Source organism: Serratia sp. D1N4, assembly GCF_054552755.1.
In genome coordinates this window covers 4,523,885-4,543,612 of the sequence record NZ_CM137274.1, presented here as the reverse complement: position 1 = coordinate 4,543,612, position 19,728 = coordinate 4,523,885, and the positions used below count along the sequence as shown (strand labels likewise).

General features: G+C 53.3%; 15 protein-coding genes. 8 read left to right on the top strand and 7 right to left on the bottom strand.

From position 1 onward, the window contains the following. Positions 1-295: 295 nt before the first annotated feature. The 3 genes from parC to ftsP all read left to right on the top strand — a co-directional run bounded on the left by parC (position 296) and on the right by ftsP (position 5,416). Positions 296-2,569, top strand: a complete 2,274-nt coding sequence (parC, locus tag ACX1CU_RS20355) for a DNA topoisomerase IV subunit A (protein WP_459400034.1) — start codon at positions 296-298, stop codon at positions 2,567-2,569. A gap of 204 nt (positions 2,570-2,773) precedes the next feature. Next, a complete protein-coding gene (locus ACX1CU_RS20350; RefSeq protein WP_459400033.1) occupies positions 2,774-3,508 on the top strand; it encodes a 1-acylglycerol-3-phosphate O-acyltransferase in 735 nt (244 codons plus the stop codon). Positions 3,509-4,000: 492 nt separating this feature from the next. After that, positions 4,001-5,416: a cell division protein FtsP gene (gene ftsP, locus ACX1CU_RS20345; RefSeq protein ID WP_459400032.1), complete on the top strand. Its 1,416-nt coding sequence runs from the start codon at positions 4,001-4,003 to the stop codon at positions 5,414-5,416. On the opposite strand, the gene ACX1CU_RS20340 is transcribed toward ftsP, so the two are convergent. Then, positions 5,413-6,315: a LysR family transcriptional regulator gene (locus ACX1CU_RS20340; RefSeq protein WP_459402871.1), complete on the bottom strand. Its 903-nt coding sequence runs from the start codon at positions 6,313-6,315 to the stop codon at positions 5,413-5,415. The genes ftsP and ACX1CU_RS20340 overlap by 4 nt on opposite strands. 141 nt (positions 6,316-6,456) lie before the next feature. Between ACX1CU_RS20340 and xapA the strand changes: the two genes are divergently transcribed. Both xapA and ACX1CU_RS20330 read left to right on the top strand, forming a co-directional pair. Further along, a complete protein-coding gene (gene xapA, locus ACX1CU_RS20335) occupies positions 6,457-7,278 on the top strand; it encodes a xanthosine phosphorylase (RefSeq protein ID WP_459400031.1) in 822 nt (273 codons plus the stop codon). Between the two features lie 83 nt (positions 7,279-7,361). Further along, complete coding sequence (locus ACX1CU_RS20330) at positions 7,362-8,621, top strand: nucleoside permease (protein ID WP_459400030.1); 1,260 nt, start codon at positions 7,362-7,364, stop codon at positions 8,619-8,621. A gap of 134 nt (positions 8,622-8,755) precedes the next feature. Here the strand turns inward: ACX1CU_RS20330 and ACX1CU_RS20325 are convergent, their stop codons facing one another. From ACX1CU_RS20325 to ACX1CU_RS20315, 3 genes are read right to left on the bottom strand one after another with little or no spacing between them, the layout of a single operon-like run. Further along, positions 8,756-9,685: a PfkB family carbohydrate kinase gene (locus ACX1CU_RS20325; protein ID WP_459400029.1), complete on the bottom strand. Its 930-nt coding sequence runs from the start codon at positions 9,683-9,685 to the stop codon at positions 8,756-8,758. Beyond that, positions 9,682-11,079, bottom strand: a complete 1,398-nt coding sequence (locus ACX1CU_RS20320) for a purine-cytosine permease family protein (protein WP_459400028.1) — start codon at positions 11,077-11,079, stop codon at positions 9,682-9,684. Before ACX1CU_RS20320 ends, ACX1CU_RS20325 begins: the two co-directional genes overlap by 4 nt. 6 nt (positions 11,080-11,085) lie before the next feature. Continuing rightward, positions 11,086-12,102: an ADP-ribosylglycohydrolase family protein gene (locus tag ACX1CU_RS20315; protein WP_459400027.1), complete on the bottom strand. Its 1,017-nt coding sequence runs from the start codon at positions 12,100-12,102 to the stop codon at positions 11,086-11,088. Between the two features lie 213 nt (positions 12,103-12,315). On the opposite strand from ACX1CU_RS20315, the gene ACX1CU_RS20310 reads away from it, so the two are divergent. Then, positions 12,316-13,050, top strand: coding sequence for a GntR family transcriptional regulator (locus tag ACX1CU_RS20310; RefSeq protein ID WP_459400026.1), 735 nt, complete (start codon positions 12,316-12,318; stop codon positions 13,048-13,050). Positions 13,051-13,138: 88 nt separating this feature from the next. Then, positions 13,139-15,307 (top strand): YgiQ family radical SAM protein, encoded by a 2,169-nt coding sequence (locus ACX1CU_RS20305; RefSeq protein ID WP_459400025.1) that lies wholly within the window; start codon positions 13,139-13,141, stop codon positions 15,305-15,307. 268 nt (positions 15,308-15,575) lie between these two features. Here ACX1CU_RS20305 and ACX1CU_RS20300 read toward each other — a convergent pair whose 3' ends face one another. The 3 genes from ACX1CU_RS20300 to ACX1CU_RS20290 are packed head-to-tail and all read right to left on the bottom strand — an operon-like array spanning position 15,576 to position 18,363. Further along, positions 15,576-17,078 carry a glucosyltransferase domain-containing protein gene (locus tag ACX1CU_RS20300; protein WP_459400024.1) on the bottom strand — a complete coding sequence of 501 codons (1,503 nt, stop codon included), beginning with the start codon at positions 17,076-17,078 and terminating at the stop codon, positions 15,576-15,578. Then, positions 17,075-18,001 carry a glycosyltransferase family 2 protein gene (locus ACX1CU_RS20295; protein WP_459400023.1) on the bottom strand — a complete coding sequence of 309 codons (927 nt, stop codon included), beginning with the start codon at positions 17,999-18,001 and terminating at the stop codon, positions 17,075-17,077. Before ACX1CU_RS20295 ends, ACX1CU_RS20300 begins: the two co-directional genes overlap by 4 nt. Next, a complete protein-coding gene (locus ACX1CU_RS20290) occupies positions 17,998-18,363 on the bottom strand; it encodes a GtrA family protein (protein WP_459400022.1) in 366 nt (121 codons plus the stop codon). The genes ACX1CU_RS20295 and ACX1CU_RS20290 overlap by 4 nt, the downstream gene beginning before the upstream one ends. A gap of 376 nt (positions 18,364-18,739) precedes the next feature. On the opposite strand from ACX1CU_RS20290, the gene ACX1CU_RS20285 reads away from it, so the two are divergent. After that, positions 18,740-19,669: a hypothetical protein gene (locus tag ACX1CU_RS20285; RefSeq protein ID WP_459400021.1), complete on the top strand. Its 930-nt coding sequence runs from the start codon at positions 18,740-18,742 to the stop codon at positions 19,667-19,669. Positions 19,670-19,728 lie beyond the last annotated feature (59 nt).

Genomic DNA, 19,728 nt, shown 5'->3' with positions numbered 1-19,728 from the left:
ATTGCTGAAACGGAGTGTAATCTTTTACACCTCAGGGAAAAATGCGAACTGGCGCACAACAGTGTTGACTGTGAGTCAATAAAGAGAGCCGTCGATGGCAGGGTTTTGCATAAAATAGATAAATTATCGATGCCGCTGGGCGATCAATGCGCCATCTGTGACAGCTACCCTGCAGATGAGTTACTATCGCGACCAGAATCGACAACCCATTAAATTGCGGGCGCTGTTGTTATGCACCATACACTGCGCCCCATTGTCAGGGATAGCCAAACTACGGTCTGAGGATATTTGAGTAATGAGTGAACTGACTCATGACGGTGTTGAGCGTTTACCGCTGCACACATTCACTGAAAAAGCCTATCTGGACTATTCCATGTACGTCATCATGGATCGGGCGTTGCCGTATATTGGCGATGGTTTAAAGCCGGTACAGCGCCGTATCATCTATGCCATGTCGGAACTGGGGCTGAGCAACAACGCTAAATTCAAAAAATCGGCCCGTACCGTGGGCGATGTCTTGGGTAAATACCATCCGCACGGTGACAGTGCCTGCTATGAAGCGATGGTGCTGATGGCGCAGCCGTTCTCTTACCGCTATCCGCTGGTGGATGGTCAGGGGAACTGGGGGGCACCGGACGATCCGAAATCCTTCGCCGCGATGCGTTATACCGAATCGCGCCTGTCGAAATACGCCGAAGTGTTGCTGGGTGAACTGGGGCAGGGCACGGTCAATTGGGTGCCAAACTTCGATGGCACCATGCAGGAACCCAAAATGTTACCGGCGCGCCTGCCGAACATCCTGCTCAACGGCACTACGGGCATTGCCGTCGGTATGGCCACCGATATCCCACCGCACAACGTACGCGAAGTGGCGGCGGCGGTGATCGCGTTGATCGACAAACCAGATACCTCGCTTGAGGATCTGCTGGAGTTTGTGCAAGGGCCGGACTTCCCGACCGAAGCTGAAATCATCACCCCGCGCGACGAAATCCGCAAAATTTACCAGAATGGCCGTGGCTCGGTACGCATGCGCGCCATCTGGAAGAAAGAAGACGGTAGCGCGGTGATTACCGCACTGCCGCACCAGGTTTCCGGTGCCAAGGTGTTAGAGCAGATCGCCAGCCAGATGCGCGCCAAGAAGCTGCCAATGGTGGAAGATCTGCGCGATGAGTCGGATCACGAGAACCCGACCCGCCTGGTGATCGTGCCGCGTTCCAACCGTATCGACCTGGATCAGGTGATGAACCACCTGTTTGCCACTACCGATCTGGAACGCAGCTACCGCATCAACATGAACATGATCGGCCTGGATAACCGCCCGCAGGTCAAAGGGCTGTTGGAGATCCTCACCGAATGGCTGGTTTTCCGCCGCGATACGGTGCGCCGCCGCCTGAACTACCGCCTGGAAAAAGTGCTGAAACGCCTGCACATTCTGGAAGGTTTGCTGGTTGCGTTCCTCAATATCGATGAAGTGATCCACATCATCCGCAGTGAAGATGAACCGAAGCCGGTACTGATGCAGCGTTTTGGCATCTCCGACACCCAGGCTGAAGCGATCCTCGAACTGAAGCTGCGCCACTTGGCCAAGCTGGAAGAAGTGAAGATCCGCGGCGAACAGGATGAACTGGCGAAAGAGCGCGATCACCTGCAAGCGCTGCTGGCGTCCGAGCGCAAGCTGAATACGCTGATTAAGAAAGAGATCCAGGCCGATGCGCAGGCCTACGGTGACGATCGTCGTTCACCGCTGACCGAGCGTGAAGAAGCCAAGGCGATGAGCGAGCACGACTTTGTGCCTTCTGAGCCGGTGACCATTGTGTTGTCTGAAATGGGCTGGGTGCGCAGCGCCAAAGGCCATGATATCGATCCAACGGGGCTGAGCTACAAAGCCGGTGACAGCTTCCGTGCCGCCGCGCGTGGCAAGAGTAACCAGCCGGTGGTGTTTATCGACTCCACCGGGCGCAGTTATGCGCTCGATCCGCTGACGCTGCCTTCTGCGCGCGGGCAGGGCGAACCGTTAACCGGTAAACTGACGCCACCGCCGGGTGCAACGATCGCACAGGTGCTGATGGCGGCTGACGATCAGAAACTGCTGATGGCTTCCGATGCCGGTTACGGCTTCGTGTGTACCTTCAGCGATCTGGTGGCACGCAACCGTGCCGGTAAAGTGATGATCACTCTGCCGGATAACGCCAAGGCGCTGCCGCCGATGGAGATCCACGGTGCTGATGACATGCTGCTGTCGATTACCGCCGCGGGCCGCATGCTGATGTTCCCGGTGGCCGATCTGCCGCAGTTGTCGAAGGGTAAGGGCAACAAGATTGTTTCGATAGCGTCGGCGCAGGCGGCGTCGGGTGAAGATAAGCTGATCTGGCTGTTCGTGCTGCCACCGCAGACTTCCGTCACCCTGCACGTAGGCAAGCGCAAGCTGACGCTGCGGCCAGAGGACCTGCAGAAATTCCGCGCTGAGCGTGGTCGTAAAGGCACCTTGCTGCCGCGCGGCCTGCAACGGATTGATCGGGTTGAGCTGGATATGCCGGAGCGAATATTGCCGAGCGATAGCGAAGAGTAAGCCGGTATCAGAGGATCATTCGGGCGTAGCAGGCTGCGCCCGCTTTTTTACCGGTGTCCCCTAAATGTTTGGAGTGGTGGGGTAGATTCCAAATTGTGGGGGTTCGCTGCATAAATGTATTGTGCCGATCGTCTGCTGGCGAGAAAATAGTGAAAACAGCAGGGACGTAAAGTGCTGCGCCAGCAGTGTGCTAATGAGGTGGTTATGTTATTGATATTACGTGCGATTATTGTCGCGATATATTGTATTCTGGTCTGTATTTTTGGTTCGATTTACTGTTTGTTCAGCCCGCGTAACCCCCGTCATGTGGCGACTTTTGGCCACCTGTTTGGTCGTTTGTCGACGGTATTCGGTATCAAGGTCGAAGTGCGTAAACCTGCCAGTGCGGCCAATAACGGCAAGTGCATTTATATTGCCAACCATCAGAATAACTACGACATGGTAACGGTTTCCAATATTGTGCAGCCGCGCACCGTGACGGTTGGCAAGAAAAGCCTGGCGTGGATCCCGTTTTTCGGCCCGCTCTATTGGCTGGCCGGTAATCTGCTGATCGATCGGAATAACCGTGCCAAAGCGCACGGCACTATTGCCCAGGTGGTTGAAGCATTGGCGGAAAAAGACATTTCTGTCTGGATGTTCCCAGAGGGTACCCGCAGCCGTGGCCGTGGATTGTTGCCGTTCAAAACCGGTGCATTCCATGCGGCAATTGCGGCAGGGGTGCCGGTTGTGCCGATTTGCGTTTCTACCACCAGCGGCAAGATCAACCTCAATCGCTGGAATAACGGTCATGCGATTGTGGAGATGCTGGAACCGGTCGATACGAGTGCTTACAGCAAAGAGCAGGTGCGTGAGTTGGCGGCCCATTGCCGCGATCTGATGAAGGCGAAAATTGAGCAGTTGGATGCAGAAGTTGCCCAACTGGACGCCAACAAAAAATAAAAGTATTCAGCAGGTCAGTGCCGATAGTTAAAGGCTGGCCAGTTCCCTTGCTTCGGGGGAGAGAATGAGGGTGAAGGGAATATCACCGGCTAAAGCCCCTCACCCCGGCCCTCTCCCAAAGGGAGAGGGGGCGTAATATTAGGCATTGCATCTATGCTCGGGTTAGCTGTAATGCTGGTCAGTAAAGACTAACCAGTTCCCTCTCCTTCGGGGAGAGGGTTAGGGTGAGGGGAATTCACTGAACTAAAGTCCCTCACCCCGGCCCACCCATAGGGCGCGCGATATTAGGCATTGCGCCTATGCTCGGGTCAGTTGTAATGCTGGTCAGTTAAGGCTAACCAGTTCCCTCTCCTTCGGGGAGAGGGTTAGGGTGAGGGGGAATTGACTGAACTAAAGTCCCTCACCCCGCCCCCCATAGAGAGGGGTTGTACACTTATGCCCCGGTCAGCCGGGGCTTTTCATACAGTTTAGTTTGGTTTCCATGGAGAAAATATGTCACTCAGTCGACGTCAGTTTATTCAGGCATCGGGCTTGGCGCTGTGCGCTGGAGCGGTGCCGCTGAGGGCTGAGGCGAGCGGAACGCAGACCCCGTTACCCATTCCGCCCCTGTTGGAATCCCGCCGTGGGCAGCCTCTGTTTTTAACGCTGCAACGCGCCCACTGGGCCTTTATGGATAACCGCAAAACATCGGTGTGGGGCATTAACGGCACCTACCTGGGGCCGACGGTGCGGGTATACAGCGGTGACGACGTCAAACTGATCTACAGTAACCGCCTGACCGAGCCGGTATCGATGACCATCAGCGGCCTGCAAGTGCCGGGCACGCTAATGGGTGGCGCGGCGCGCATGATGTCGCCGAATATTGATTGGTCGCCGGTGATTCCGATCCGCCAGGCGGCAGCCACCTGCTGGTATCACGCTAACACCCCCAATCGGATGGCACCGCACGTTTACAACGGCCTGGCTGGTTTATGGCTGGTCGAAGATGAGATCGGCAAAAATCTACCCTTGCCAAACCATTATGGTGTGGATGATTTCCCGCTGATCATTCAGGACAAGCGGTTGGATAATTTCGGTACCCCTGAATACAATCCGCCCGCACACGGGGGTTTTGTGGGGGACACGCTGCTGGTGAACGGTGTGCAAAACCCCTATGTGGAAGTTTCTCGCGGCTGGGTGCGGCTGCGTTTGCTGAATGCTTCCAACTCACGGCGTTACCAGTTGCAGTTGAGCGACGGTCGGCCGATCAGCGTGATCGCCAGCGATCAGGGCTTCCTGCCTGCTCCGGTGTCGGTACAACAGCTTTCTTTGGCTCCGGGTGAGCGCCGTGAAGTGCTGATCGACATGTCGAAAGGTGATGATGTGACCATTACTGCCGGTGAAGCGGCGAGCATGATGGACCGTCTGCGTGGCCTGTTTGAACCTTCCAGCCTGCTGGTTTCCACTCAGGTGCTGACCTTGAAACCCACCGGCCTGTTGCCGCTGGTCACCGATAACCTGCCAGCGCGCCTGCTGCCGGATCAACTGCTGGAGGGGAACGCAATCCGTTCGCGTGAGTTCACTCTAGGCGACAAGATGGCCGGAATTAACGGCGTGATCTGGGATATGAACCGCATTGATGTGCAAGCGCAGCAGGGCACCTGGGAGCGCTGGACGATCCATGCCGACACCCCGCAGGCATTTCACATCCAGGGCGTGCAGTTTCTGGTGAAACGTGTCAACGGCGCTCAGCCGATGGCGGAAGATCGCGGCTGGAAGGATACCGTTTGGGTGGATGGCGATGTCGAACTGCTGGTGTATTTCAACCAGGTTTCCTCAGAGCACTTCCCGTTCCTGTACTACAGCCAAACGCTGGAAATGGCCGATCGCGGTTCTACCGGCCAGTTTGTGGTGCAAGCGGCACCTTAAGCCTCCTGCGGCGTGCGCAGCATTTTCAGGAACGCCCGTACCACCGGTGTGGCACTTTCGGCATGATAGATCGCATACAGATCGGCCGAGGGTGCCGCCAGCAGCGGGCAAAAACGCACGCCGGGCCATGGGATTCGCCCATAGCTGTCCGGCAGCAGCGTAATACCATATCCTTCCGCTACCAGCGCCATCAGCGTTTGCGGTTCATTGACCTGATGCGAAATCTCCGGCACAAAACCCTGTTGCAGGCACAGATTGTGCAGATACAGCCCCAAACTGGCCTCGTGCGGCGGCAGCACAATAAATTTGTCATGCTGCAATGCTTGCAGCGGGATCGCCGTGCCGTCAGCCAACGGATGTGATACCGGCAGTACCACCGCCATCTTCTCCCGTGCCAATAGCTGGCACGCCAGGCCCGGCAGCGCCTGTTGCTTGGCCTCGCGCCACACGCCAATATCTATATGCCGCTTTTGCAGTGAAATAATCTGCTGGCTGGGGGTCTGTTCGTTCAGTACCCAGGTCACCTTGTCGGCTTGTGCGGTAAAACGTTTCAGCGCCGGGATCAGCCCACCCCACACCGACGTGCCCACCATGCCAATCACCATATGGCCCGCCTCACCACGCCCCAGTTGCTGCACCTGATTGAGCGCGTTGCCCGCCTGATCCAGCAGCATCTCGACGTTATGAAACAGCGTGCGGCCTGCCAGCGTCAGCGCCATGGAGCGGGTGGTGCGCTTAAATAATTCTACGCCCAGCTGGCTTTCCAGCTCTTTGATATGTTTGCTGAGCGGGGGTTGAGAGATATTCAGCCGCCGCGCTGCCTGTGTGAAATTCATCTCTTCCGCCACCACGCGGAAATAATGCAGCAGACGGAAATTAATCCGGCTTGGGTCGGGCATTGGCTGTTTCATCAGTGGTGCGCCTCCCGGCAGGTATTTATAGGTAAATGGAATAAATCAGCGGGCAATAATGTATTGGTCGCCGCCCTCAATCGCTCTCTACTATGGGGAACACTCCACCCTTCCACAGAAGAGAATACTATGTTTAATCAAGAAGATGCTTTTTCCTGTGCGGATATTTTGCGTACCCGGCTGCCCGGCTTTCAGCCGCGTGCTGCCTTGATTCTGGGATCTGGGCTGGGAGCGCTGGCCGAGGTGATGAAGGATACCGTCACCATCGACTATACCGAATTGCCGGGCTTCCCGGTAAGCAGCGTCGTTGGCCACGCCGGGCAACTGGTGGCCGGTTGGCTGGAAGGGGTGCCGGTGTTGTGCATGAAGGGGCGCGGGCATTTCTATGAAGGGCGCGGCATGCAGGTGATGACCACGGCAATACGCACCTTCAAACTGCTGGGCTGTGAGTTCCTGTTGGCGACTAATGCCGCCGGTTCGCTGCGCAAGTCGGTTGCGCCGGGTAGCCTGGTGGCACTGACCGACCACATCAACTTTATGCCGGAATCCCCATTAGTGGGCAGCAACGACGAGCGCTTTGGCCCGCGCTTCTTCAGCCTGGCCAATGCCTACGATCGTGACTTGCGTGCGCAGCTGGCGCAGGTAGCGGAAAAGGTCGGGATCCCGCTGGCCGAAGGGGTGTTTGCTGCCTATACCGGCCCGAATTTCGAAACCCCGGCAGAGATCCGCATGATGCAAACGCTGGGCTGCGACGTGGTGGGGATGTCGATCGTGCCGGAAGTGCTTTCTGCCCGCCATTGCGGCCTGAAGGTGCTTGTGGTGTCGGCGATGACCAACTACGCCGAAGGGCTGTCGGATACCCCACTTTCTCACGAGCAGACGCTGAGCTGTGCCGCAATGGCGGCCGACGATTTTATGCGCCTGATCCGCGAGTTCTTCAAAACGCTGTAAATATTATTTCCGTCCGATACCCCGCGGCAAACCCTACTTTGCCGCGTAAATCATCGTTAAATCAGAATAACAAGGTGATGGTAATGGCAATAAAAACCAGATTGAAAGTGATGGTCTTCCTCCAGTTCTTTATCTGGGGTGCCTGGTTAGTGACCTTAGGGTCTTACATGATCAACACCCTGCATTTCAGCGGGGTACAGGTAGGAATGGTTTACAGTTCGAAAGGCATTGCGGCACTGATTATGCCGAGCTTGGCAGGGATTATTGCCGATCGCTGGATCAAGGCCAATTACCTCTACGGCCTGTGTCATTTACTTGGCGCGGTGGCGCTGTACTGCGCGGCCCAGGTCGAACAGCCGATGGTGATGTTCTGGGTGATGCTGTTCAACGCCATGGTGTATATGCCCACTATCGCGCTGTCCAACGCCATTTCTTACTTCTGCCTGGAAAAGCACGGCTGCGATACGGTAAAAGATTTCCCGCCGGTGCGGGTCTATGGAACCGTGGGCTTTATTCTGGCGATGTGGCTGATCAGTTTCGGCAAAATTGAACTGAGCAATATGCAGCTATACCTGGCTGCGGCGGTATCGCTGGTGTTAGCCGCTTATTCGCTGACGCTGCCCCATTGCCCGACCAACAATGTGAAGCGCTCGCAAAGCTGGGTCAGCCTGCTGGGGCTGGATGCCTTTGTATTGTTCAAACAAAAGCGCATGGCGGTCTTCTTCCTGTTTGCCATGCTGCTGGGGGCCGCGCTGCAGATCACTAACACCTTCGGTAACCCATTCCTGCACGATTTCTCGCTCAACCCGCTGTATCAGGAAAGTTTTAGCGTGCGTTATCCTTCCGTGCTGCTTTCCCTGTCACAAATCTCTGAGGTGTTCTTCATCCTCACGATCCCGTTCTTCCTGCGTAAATACGGCATTAAACAGGTGATGCTGATCAGCATGGCCGCCTGGACGCTGCGCTTCCTGTTTTTGGCCTATGGCACCCCGGCCGGATTCGGTTTTATCTTGCTGCTGCTGTCGATGATCGTTTATGGCTGCGCGTTTGATTTCTTTAATATTTCCGGTGCGATCTTTGTTGAAAAAGAAGCCGACCACCGCATTCGTGCCAGCGCGCAAGGGCTGTTTATGAGCATGGTCAACGGTGCGGGTGCCTACGTTGGGGCGATCGCCAGCGGTGAAGTGGTGGACTTCTTTACCCAGGATGGCGTGAAAGACTGGCAGAGTATCTGGCTGGTGTTTGCGGCTTATACGCTGGTGCTGGGGGTGATCTTCGCGCTGACGTTCAACTATCAACATCAGCCAGAAGAGGTGGTCGGAGAGATGCAGAAGGCGCATTAAGCGATGTCAGGGTTAAGACTAACCAGCTCCCTCTCCTTTGGTGAGAGGGAGCTGCGCTGTTAGCGTATTGCCAAATGATTATGCATTTTTTTGCTTAACTGGCCGGCATTACCCTATGTCTGGCCCTGAACGCATCAGGCAGGAAAGCGCTGTTGTAGCTGCTGCCAGTCCGGTGCCCCTGCAGCTCCCCGGCTGGCGACCACGCAGGCGGCAACGCGGTTGGCGAGATCGACCGCCTGTGGCAGTGGCCAACCGGCAGAAAGCCCGGCCAGCAAACCGGCGCAGTGAGCGTCGCCCGCACCGATGGTATCAACCACTTCAACCGGATAGATCGGCACATGCTGCGGTGGCTGGTGGCCATCGCAAATCCAGGCCCCGTCACGATCCAAACGGCAGATCAATGTAATATTATGCGCGCTGGCAAAGCGCTGTGCGGCGCTGACCGCATCGCCCTCGCCACACAAGATCGCCACTTCGTCGCGGTTCAGGGTCAGCAGGGTATGGCTGTCGCTGAGCATGGCAAAGAACTCTGCACCCAACTGACCAACCCGTGGGCCGGGGTCGATCAACCGCTGCTGATCGAACGGCAGGCGCGTCAGCCAGTCACGTAACGCTTCGCCCGGTTCACCCACCAATTCGTAACCGTTGGCATACACCACGGTCTCTGCTTCCAGCGGCAGAGTGGCTAATTGGGCCTTGTTCCACTGTGCTTCACAGCCGGTGATGGTGATAAACGTGCGTTCACCGTTGGGTTCCACTAATGCCAGGCACCAGCCGTTATCCATCTGACCGTGGCGCAGCAGCACCGGCAGATCCAGCTCCTGCATCGCGCTTTCAATGGTGGCACCCCAATCTCCGTTGCCGACCGGCATACCGTTGATCACCGGCACATTCAGGCGGCGCAGCGCGCGCGCCACGTTAAAGGCACAGCCACCAATCTGCCGATCTTGTGGCACGGCTTCAATATCTTCACCGCTGCTGGGCAAGTGTGGCAGCGTGAGTACCAGATCACCCACTGCTCCCCCGACCACCAGAATCGGTCTTACGGCTAACAGCTCACTCATTGGCGCGCCCCGCACTTAGCCAGATACAGGCCATAACCGAGCAGGCTGACCAGGAAGGAAACGAACAGCCCCAGGCTGGAGTCGGCAAACAGGCCTTTAGCCAATGGGCCATCGATAAAACCGGTTTTGGTCACCATCAGCCCGCAGAAAGCACCGAGGAACCAGCAGAGCAGCGGTACTTTACGCACGCCGCGATTCTGGCCGTTCAGACCATACAGCGCGTTGGCATCGTAGCCGTGGTGGCGGCGCAGCTTGGTGTAATCGAGGATGAAAATCGCCGCCCAGGCCGCGAGGAAGACGCCGCAGAACACCAGGAACGAGATGAATGGCCCCAGGAAATCTTCAGAGACAAACAGCACGTAGATGGCAATGCCGAGCACCAGCACTGCATCGATAGACACTGCCAGCGACTGCTTCACTTTCACCCCCAGCGTCAACAGGTTCAGGCTGGCGGAGTAGAGGCTGAGCACTGCGATAGTGACGATCCCGGCGGTAGCGGCCAGCAGATAGGGGATGGCCATCCATTTCGGCAGCACCGAGCCGATCAGCGCAATCGGGTTGGCGGAGCTGGCCAGGTCCGGCAGTTGCACCGACAGCAGGATCCCGGTGAACATCAGCAGCATCAGCGGCAGGCAGGCACCGCCTACCACGGCGGCAAAAATGCTTTTATCGGAAGACTGCGGGCTCTGGTAACGGCTGTAATCCGCCCCGGCGATGGCCCAACTGATGCCGGTACCGGCGGCGATCACCGAAACCGCTGGCAGGAAGCCGGTCAGCCAACTGCCGGAAGGCAACGACAGCACCTTGCCCCACTCAGTGGTAAAGACGATATACAACACCACGATCAACGTCATGGTGCCGAAAATCCGGCTGAACCAGCTCTGCATCCAGACCACGGTATTCTGGCCGAGCAGGCTGACGACGATGGTCAGGCCGCCAAACAGCAACAGGCTGATGGCAGTGAGAGAATGGCTGGCGCTGATGCCCGCCGCCTGGAACAGGGCCGCCAGCGTCAGCGTGCCGGTAATCACGTTGACCGCCTCCCAGCCCATCAGGTTGACCCAACTGAAGGTGGTAGGGGCAATATTGCCTTTCAGACCAAAAATCACCCGCGATAAGGTCAGGGTAGAGGTACGGCCGCGTTTGCCAGCGAAGCTGGTGTAACCCACCAGAATAAAGCTGGCGACGCCAACCAGGGCAGCCAGAATCGACTGAACGAACGACAGGCCAAAGGCGACGATAATCGCCCCATACACCACGCCAAGAATGCCGATGTTGGCAGCTGACCAGACCCAGAACAGCTCGATAGGTTTACCGGTCTGTTCCGCATCAGGTACGCGATCGATCCCGGTACTTTCTACTTTCCATGTCTCATTGCGGTTGATTTCACTCATGTATCGCTATCCTTGGTTGCGCAGCCTGGTAAGAGCCGCTGCGTAAGGCTGAAAATCAATCTGATTGGCATGGTTGATGGTGTCAATCCATTCCGCTGGGAAGGCACCAATTCCGTGCAGTGCGCCGCAAATCGCCGTTGCCATTGCACCGATGGTATCGGTATCGCCACCCAGATTGGCGGCCAGCACCGCGCAACGTTGCGGATCGGTTCCGGCCAGTTCAACCAGTGCCAGCGTCATTGGAATGGACTCGATATTGTCCATCCCGGCACCGACGGTATGGTACAGCTCTGCCAACGCTTCGGCCTCGGGCAGCGCGCTGGCTTTAGTGGCACATTCTAACGCCCAGACCAAGCGGCGGCTGAGCGATGGGCTGAAGGTGGTGATCTGCTGCTGTTGCACCTGTTCTACCCGTTCTGGCAGTTCTTGTTTGATGGTGGCCCAGTCTGCTCCTTCAATCGCTCGGCTAATCGCCCAGGCGACGGTAAAAGCCCCGGCTACGGCGATGTCCGATTTGTGGGTCGGGCTGCATGATAGCCGTACCGCATCGATAAACCTGGGCAGATCGGCGCTGGGCATCAGGCAACCGATGGGGGCTACCCGCATCGCCGCGCCGTTGGTGACACCATTGGTGGGGATCTCCACCACCGGCGTACCGGCACGTACTGCCAGCAGCGCGGCTTTGGAGCTCGGGCCAAGGATGTTTTTATCAAAGGCATTCACCCGCTCCGCCCACAACATAATGTGGTGGGCGATGAGCTCCGGTTCGACGCGGCCATCGGCGGCTAACAGCGCATCCATCAACGCTACCGCCTGTTGGGTGTCGTCGGTATATTCTCCGGCGGTAAATTCGTTTGCGGCGATATTCTCTTCTGGACCTGGCAGAAATTGAGTGATCCAACCAAAATAGTGACGAACCTGCTGCAAGGGCCACAGTTCAGACGGCATACCCATTGCATCACCTACGGCCTGGCCATAAAGCGCGCCGAGAATGGCTTGGTAGGTGTTATTTTTATTTATCATTTAATTATTTTGTTCCCTGGTGTTGGTGCGTATTGATATAGAACATCAATGCAGTGACATTATAGTCAAAATAAAGCCAATTGCAGTCCAGTTAGTGAAAACTGTGATACCAATCCAACTCCACTGTAAACCTGGGTCAGGCGGTTATCTTGCAGGTGGCAAATATGGTAAAAATGAGGTTGGAAAGGGGGATAGACAGCAGAGGCAGATCCAATGAGTGATTTTATTACCTGGCTGCGTCAACAGTTTTTGCAGGCTGCGGCGGCACCACGCTATATCCAGTTGGCCACAACGATTGAAGCGGCGATTAAACAGCATGTGCTGGCCGTCGGGGATTTTCTGCCGCCGGAACGCCTGATCGCTGAATCGCTGGATGTGTCACGCGTGACCGTCAGCAATGCGATGAAGTTGCTGGATGAAAAAGCGCTGATCTCGCGCCAGCAGGGTATCGGCACGCGGGTGGCGATGCATATCGGTTACTCCCTCAATCAGGATCACGGCTTTACCGCTCAGGTGCTGCGTAATGGCAGCAGCGTCAGCAACCAGTGGCTGCTGCGTATCCGCATGGAGGCTCCTGCCGATGTTGCCAAAACGCTGGAAGTGGCCAATCACAGCGAAGTGATCAAGCTGCGCCGCCTGCGATTGGTCGATGGTAACCCGGTTTCACTGGAAACCACCTATATCCCACTGCGTTTTCTGCCCGATCCTGAAGTGTTGGAGCATTCACTTTATGCTCTGTGGCAGTCGCGCGGCATTGTGCCAGAAGGGAGACATTTTCGCTTAAAGGCCATTGCCAGCACCGACGAGATTGCCGAGCTGCTCAACGTACACAGCGGTATGCCGCTGCTGCGGATTGTGCAGACCAGCCGCAATGCCAGAGGGGAGGTTCTTGAACTCAGCGAAACCCTGTGCCGCAGTGATGTGTATGAGTTTGAGGTCAATAGCTGATCAAACTGATAAATAACCATGCTCTTTTGGCAACGAGTGCGTATAATCGCCGCCCGGCGATAAATTAACCTGCACAAGAGTACCCGCAATGAGCACCACCAGCCTGATCCAACCCGAACGTGAACTGTTCTCCTATAAGCCCTATTGGGCGGAATGTTTTGGCCCTGCGCCGTTTTTACCGATGTCGCGAGAAGAAATGGACCAACTGGGTTGGGACAGCTGCGATGTGATCATTATCAGTGGCGACGCTTATGTTGATCACCCGAGTTTTGGCATGGCGATCATTGGCCGCATGCTGGAAGCGCAGGGGTTCCGCGTCGGGATCATTGCCCAGCCGGACTGGAACAGTAAAGACGACTTTATGCGCCTGGGCAAACCGAACCTGTTCTTCGGCATTACCGCTGGCAACATGGATTCGATGATTAACCGCTACACCGCCGATCGCAAACTGCGCCATGACGATGCCTATACCGCAGGCAACGTGGGGGGTAAACGCCCGGATCGTGCCACGCTGGTGTACAGCCAACGCTGCCAAGAAGCATATAAAGACGTGCCGATCGTGTTGGGTGGTATCGAAGCCAGCCTGCGCCGTATCGCGCATTACGATTACTGGTCGGATACCGTGCGCCGCTCGGTGCTGGTGGATTCCAAAGCAGATATCCTGATTTACGGCAACGGCGAACGCCCGTTGGTGGAGTTGGCACATCGTCTGGCGGCGGGTGAAAATATTCAGGATATCCATGATATCCGCAACACTGCGGTGATGCGCAAGCAGCCGCTGCCGGGTTGGAGCGGAGTGGATTCCACCCGCCTGGACAAACCGGGCCGCATTGAGCCGATCCCCAATCCTTACGGGGAGGATTTGCCTTGTGCCGATGGTAGCGTGCCAGAGCCAGAGGCCAAACCGGTTGTGGTGCGTGCCGCCAAGCCCAAGCCGTGGGAAAAGACCTACGTGCTGCTGCCTTCTTTTGAAAAGGTGAAGGCGGACAAAGTGCTGTATGCTCACGCTTCGCGTATTCTGCACCACGAAACCAACCCCGGCTGTGCCCGTGCGCTGATGCAAAAGCATGGCGATCGCTACGTGTGGATCAACCCACCGGCGATCCCGCTGACCACGCCGGAAATGGACAGCGTTTTTGCCCTGCCTTACCAGCGTATCCCGCACCCGTCGTATGGCGAAGCGCGTATTCCAGCCTATGACATGATCCGCTTCTCGGTGAACATCATGCGCGGTTGCTACGGTGGCTGTTCGTTCTGCTCGATCACCGAGCATGAAGGTCGCATCATTCAGAGCCGTTCCGAAGACTCCATCGTGCGCGAGATCGAAGAGATCCGTGACAAAGTGCCGGGCTTTACCGGGGTGATTTCCGATCTGGGTGGCCCTACCGCTAACATGTATATGCTGCGCTGCACCAACCCGCGCGCGGAGCAGACCTGCCGCCGTGCGTCGTGCGTATATCCGGAAATCTGTACCTACATGGATACCAACCATGAGCCGACCATCAAGCTCTACCGTCGTGCCCGTGAATTGACCGGCATCAAGAAGATCCTGATTGCTTCCGGCGTGCGCTACGATCTGGCAGTGGAAGATCCGCGTTATATCAAGGAATTGGCCACCCATCACGTGGGCGGCTACCTGAAGATCGCGCCGGAACATACCGAAGAAGGGCCATTGTCGAAGATGATGAAGCCGGGTATGGGCAGCTACGATCGTTTCAAACAGTTGTTCGATCAGTATTCCAAACAGGCTGGGAAAGAGCAGTACCTGATCCCTTATTTCATCTCTTCGCATCCAGGCACCCGCGATGAGGACATGGTGAATATGGCACTGTGGCTGAAGAAGAACCGTTTCCGCCTCGATCAGGTGCAGAACTTCTATCCTTCGCCGATGGCTAACTCCACCACCATGTATTACAGCGGTAAAAACCCGTTGGGCAAAGTGGGTTACAAGAGTGAAGACGTGTATATCCCGCGTGGCGATCGCCAGCGCCGCCTGCATAAGGCGTTGCTGCGCTATCACGATTCGGCTAACTGGCCGTTGATCCGCAGCGCGCTGGAAGAAATGGGCTTGAAACACCTGATCGGTAGCCGCCGTGAATGCCTGGTGCCAGCGCCAAGCCTGGATGAGCAGCGCGAAGCCAGACGCCTACAGCGTAATACGCGCCCGGCGCTGACCAAGCATACCGATATCACCCGTCAGCGTACGCCATCGAACAAACCGCCGGTGCGTAAACCGACACGCAGCGGCAAGGCGTAAGGTCAGCTTGAAGTTAAAGGGGCCACTTGCCTAATGCTTGTCAGTTAAGGCTAACCAGTTCCCTCTGCCTCGGGGAGGGTGAGGGGAAGATCACTGAACTAAAGCCCCTCACCCCGGCCCTCTCCCACAGGGAGAGGGAGGCCACACCTTTAGCACCTGCTGCATAATTATGCAGCTTTGCGCTTAGCTGATCGGCATTAGGGCCATTTGCCCCTACTTTAATAGTGAAGTGGCTATTAGCCGGAGATAAAACAGTAGATTTACGTTCTCACGCAGGCCCACAGATGGTTTTGAACTTATTTTTGAACCAGACTACGGTGTTATCCCCCTCGGCATAGATTGCATAGAATTTGTTGTCTTTCAGCGGCGGCGTCTGTTTGCTACAAATACCTTGCAGCAGATCGGGATAAGTATCTTCCCAACCTAGCTCTATGTTGGTAATCCCCATTGCAAATAGGGTACGCCTAGAGATCCACCCATAGGCTGGTGTATATATCAGGTCGATGATTGCCTGGTGGTCGAGAATATGTTGGGTAACTGGTGATGTGCTTGGGTAGTTATTGATGAAAATGGTGCCATGTGTGTTGGCGTTCATTGCCATCAGGTCATAGCTCAGCCATGAGAATATACGATTTTCATAGATATGCTGATTTTTTAACGCATTGCCATATTGGAAACTCACTACGATAAAATAAAGTACAGGAATGATACTTAAGAACATCAGTTTAGGATTTAATTTTTTCAAGACCAAATATAAAGAGTAGCCAAAAAGAAAAAGAGTTGCAGAGAAACCTGGCAGCACCCTTACATCTGTTACACCTTCCTTAAGCAAAAATAATGGGCCAAGGAAGGAAAGGACGATAACAATCGGTGACAGTAAAATAAGTAGCAAAGATAACAGCGTGTTAGCATTCCATTTTTTATCTTTTAGAAAATCATGCACATGTAACATAAATGCGTACATCACACAGACTGATGTGATGTAAATGATAATTTTAAGTTCACGGGTAATAGCGAATCTAATAAATCGTAGTAGAGCTTTAATATCTCTGAGGATATAATTCCCAGCGTCATTGATAGCGATCATTTCGCCACGGCCACCGCTAAGGCCTAGCATTTTATTGACAATGACAAAATAAAAAATATAGGCACTGAGCAATACAATGCCAGCCCATAATGTTTCTTTTAACGGCGGATTACTATTTTTATTGAACCCAATGAATAGGTTAACACCATATAAGCCAATAAAAATGTTAGTGCAGGGTTGATACAATGTCAGTGCGATAAACAAGCAGACAATTGGGACCAGATGGCTTTTTACCCCTTTATTACGCGGATAAAAAAATGCCAGTATAGAAAGGCCAAGCCCGACAATCATCGGGAAGCTGTCATACTTGTATGAAATGTTCTGCAGAAAGAAGGGGCTGATCAGCAGTAACACATAGGGGGAAACAGAGCCTATTGTCAGCGTTGTTTCAGTTTTTATTGCAACTGACCAGAGCACCCAAGAGATAAACAGAATCCCCAATAACAAGGTCAGCGGCGCGGTATCGGTTATCTCAAAAATATTGAAAGTGAAAATCCGCATGAGCAGATCAGCAGTGGGTCGGCCCAGCGTATACCATCCAGCAGCAGGATTTATTACCCTTTCTACATCGTCACGATAATAGACGTCGGCCAGAATAATAGGAAGTGCATAGAGTAAGCAACAAGTAAAAACAAAGACGAAAGCATTCCTTGCAGAAATCTGATTATTAAGTGGATGGTTCATTTTTTTCCCTTCAAACTCTTCACGATAAAGCGAGGTCTTTGTTTGGTCTCAACATATATCCGGCCTATATACTCACCTAGAACACCAATTCCGATCAGCTGCACACCACCTAAAAAGAGAATAATAGAGATCAGTGAAGGGTAGCCAGGTACCGGGTTGTCATAAATAATTTTATGAATAATCATAAATATGGCATAACAAAATGACAACGACGCAATGGTCAGGCCGATATAAGTCCAAAAACGCAGAGGAATGGTACTGAACGATGTAATACCTTCTAATGCTAAATTCCATAGTTTCCAGAAACTGAATTTGCTTTTGCCATTAACGCGTTCTACCCGTGTGTAAGTTACAACTTCGGTTTTAAATCCGACCCAGCTTAGAAGGCCTTTCATAAAGAGGTTGCGTTCATTGAGCATCATTACAGCATCAACAACCTGACGGCTCATCAGGCGGAAATCGCCCACATTGTCTTCAATTTCCGGGTTTGAAACCATATTATGCACTCTGTAAAACCATGTTGCACTGAGCCGTTTCAGTATGCTGTCTGACTTTCGGTCTATCCGTTTTGCCAGCACTACATCGGCTCCATTCTGCCAGCGTTCAACTAATTTGGGGATAACAGAGATAGGATCCTGCAGATCGACATCGATAGGAATGACGGCATCACCCGTTGCATATTTCAGTCCCGCATACAGAGCGGGTTCTTTGCCAAAATTACGTGAAAAGTTGACCTGTAAAACGAGAGGATCGGTTTTAATTAACTCATCCACAACCATTTCTGTATTGTCAGAGCTACCATCGTTAACAAACACAATCTCAATGGAGTGCTGTGACAACTCAGGCTGATTACGTACCGCCTGATAGAAGATTGGGATCGCTTTTTCTTCATTAAAAACAGGAACTACCAGGGAAAGCATCATTGGGATTTCTTCCTGAAAACAACATATTTAGAATAAATGAATCCGAGCAGTAAACTTATCAAAGAGAAAATAATCATTGTCAGGATGGGATTTATCTTCCTGTTATCAGCGATAGCGCCTACCAGCCAACTCATGGCACCCATAAAAGTGACATAAAGTACATATCGCTGTAGCGACACACTGCTGTCAAAGGTGAATCGTGCATTGACGAAAAACGAGAACGTGACCGCGATAAAAAAAGCGAGCAGGTTACTGAAGGCTTGTGTTTGCAATAGTTCGTAGTAGAAAAAAAGAAATATTGCCCAATGTATTAGGGTGTTTAAAATGCCAACGGCACCGTACTTGGTAAATAACTTCCACATGTAGACACTCGGTTAGAATTTTAATTTGTATAAATTATAATAGTGAACTCAAAGCATGCCCTGTTGCCGATGTTTAATCGGCTCTGATTGTGATCTACATCACTAAACTAAGCACATTTATAGCAGTGAGTGAATAAAGTATGATTAATGTATCGATTGAACATATTTAATTGGAAAATAATCCCATTACGTGACTGTTTTTAGTGCATCAAAATGACGGGTCTGATGTATGATTGTAACGGCAGATTTTGATAGAAAGCGGAAGTTAACGTATTAATAATCATTATTTTGTAAACTCAGCCTCTTTGAGAGTGACAATATGTACGTTTTTTCTTACGCTGAGATCAACGAGCATGTTAGGAGCAGGTATATCGGTATGCCGAATACATCTAGGCACCATATCAGTAAGTTTTATCGTCTAATCCCCGTTTTTTATAAACTACCTACGCTATGTCTGCTCGCTGCATACCTATTTCCCATCGCACATGCGGAAAACACTAGCAAAGCACCGGTGGTCAATGTGTTTACGACCCCTTGGTCACGTCTTTTTTCCGGCAGTGAGTCCTCATTTTCTGCCGCATTGACCTATAACGTTCCGCTGGAAAGGACGATGACAACCACTCCAACTGGCAGAGAGAGTTCTGAAACTCGGAAGACGTTGAATCAGCGCGGGTTGCTGAGCTTGCAGTATTCACCCTTGAGTTACTTTTTTGCCAACACTACTTTTGGTGTTCCATTACGGGAAGTGAATAAATACAGTACGAACTTTTCTTACAGCTTTGGCTATGACGATTGGCACCCTGGCACCTACAGCTTCATATACAGTAACTATTCGCAAGATAATCATTTATTCACGCAAACAGGCCGTTCAGTCACTACCTTTGAGAAAGGGGCATTCACTGCTGCTTATAAGTTTCGACTTCCTGAAAAAATAGAAAGTAAATTGCTGATTAATAAAGAAGATAACTTGGGGTGCCAAGTCGGTTACACTTATTCCCATCGTTACTTTGATAACGTCAGTAATACAACAAAAAACAATAAAAACATTCTCTTAGCCAGTTGTGGTTACACTGTGAAAGGGCACTATTTTGTCCGGCTATCTGGTTTTTATTATCCGGATAAAACACAGCAACAACCGTGGGATTCAGACTATACCTACAGCTTCGGATATGTTTCGGGTTATAAACCCGGAGCTATCTCGGTACATTATGATAACTACAGTGGCACACGCTATCCATGGCGCGGAAATCCGACGGCCAACTTCCGTTCAGGAACTGTGAGCGTGAGCTGGATACTTCCCTTTTAGTTGATGGGCATGTTATCCAAACTCTATTGCCGCATACTGAGCTTCCAAGCGATGCTTGC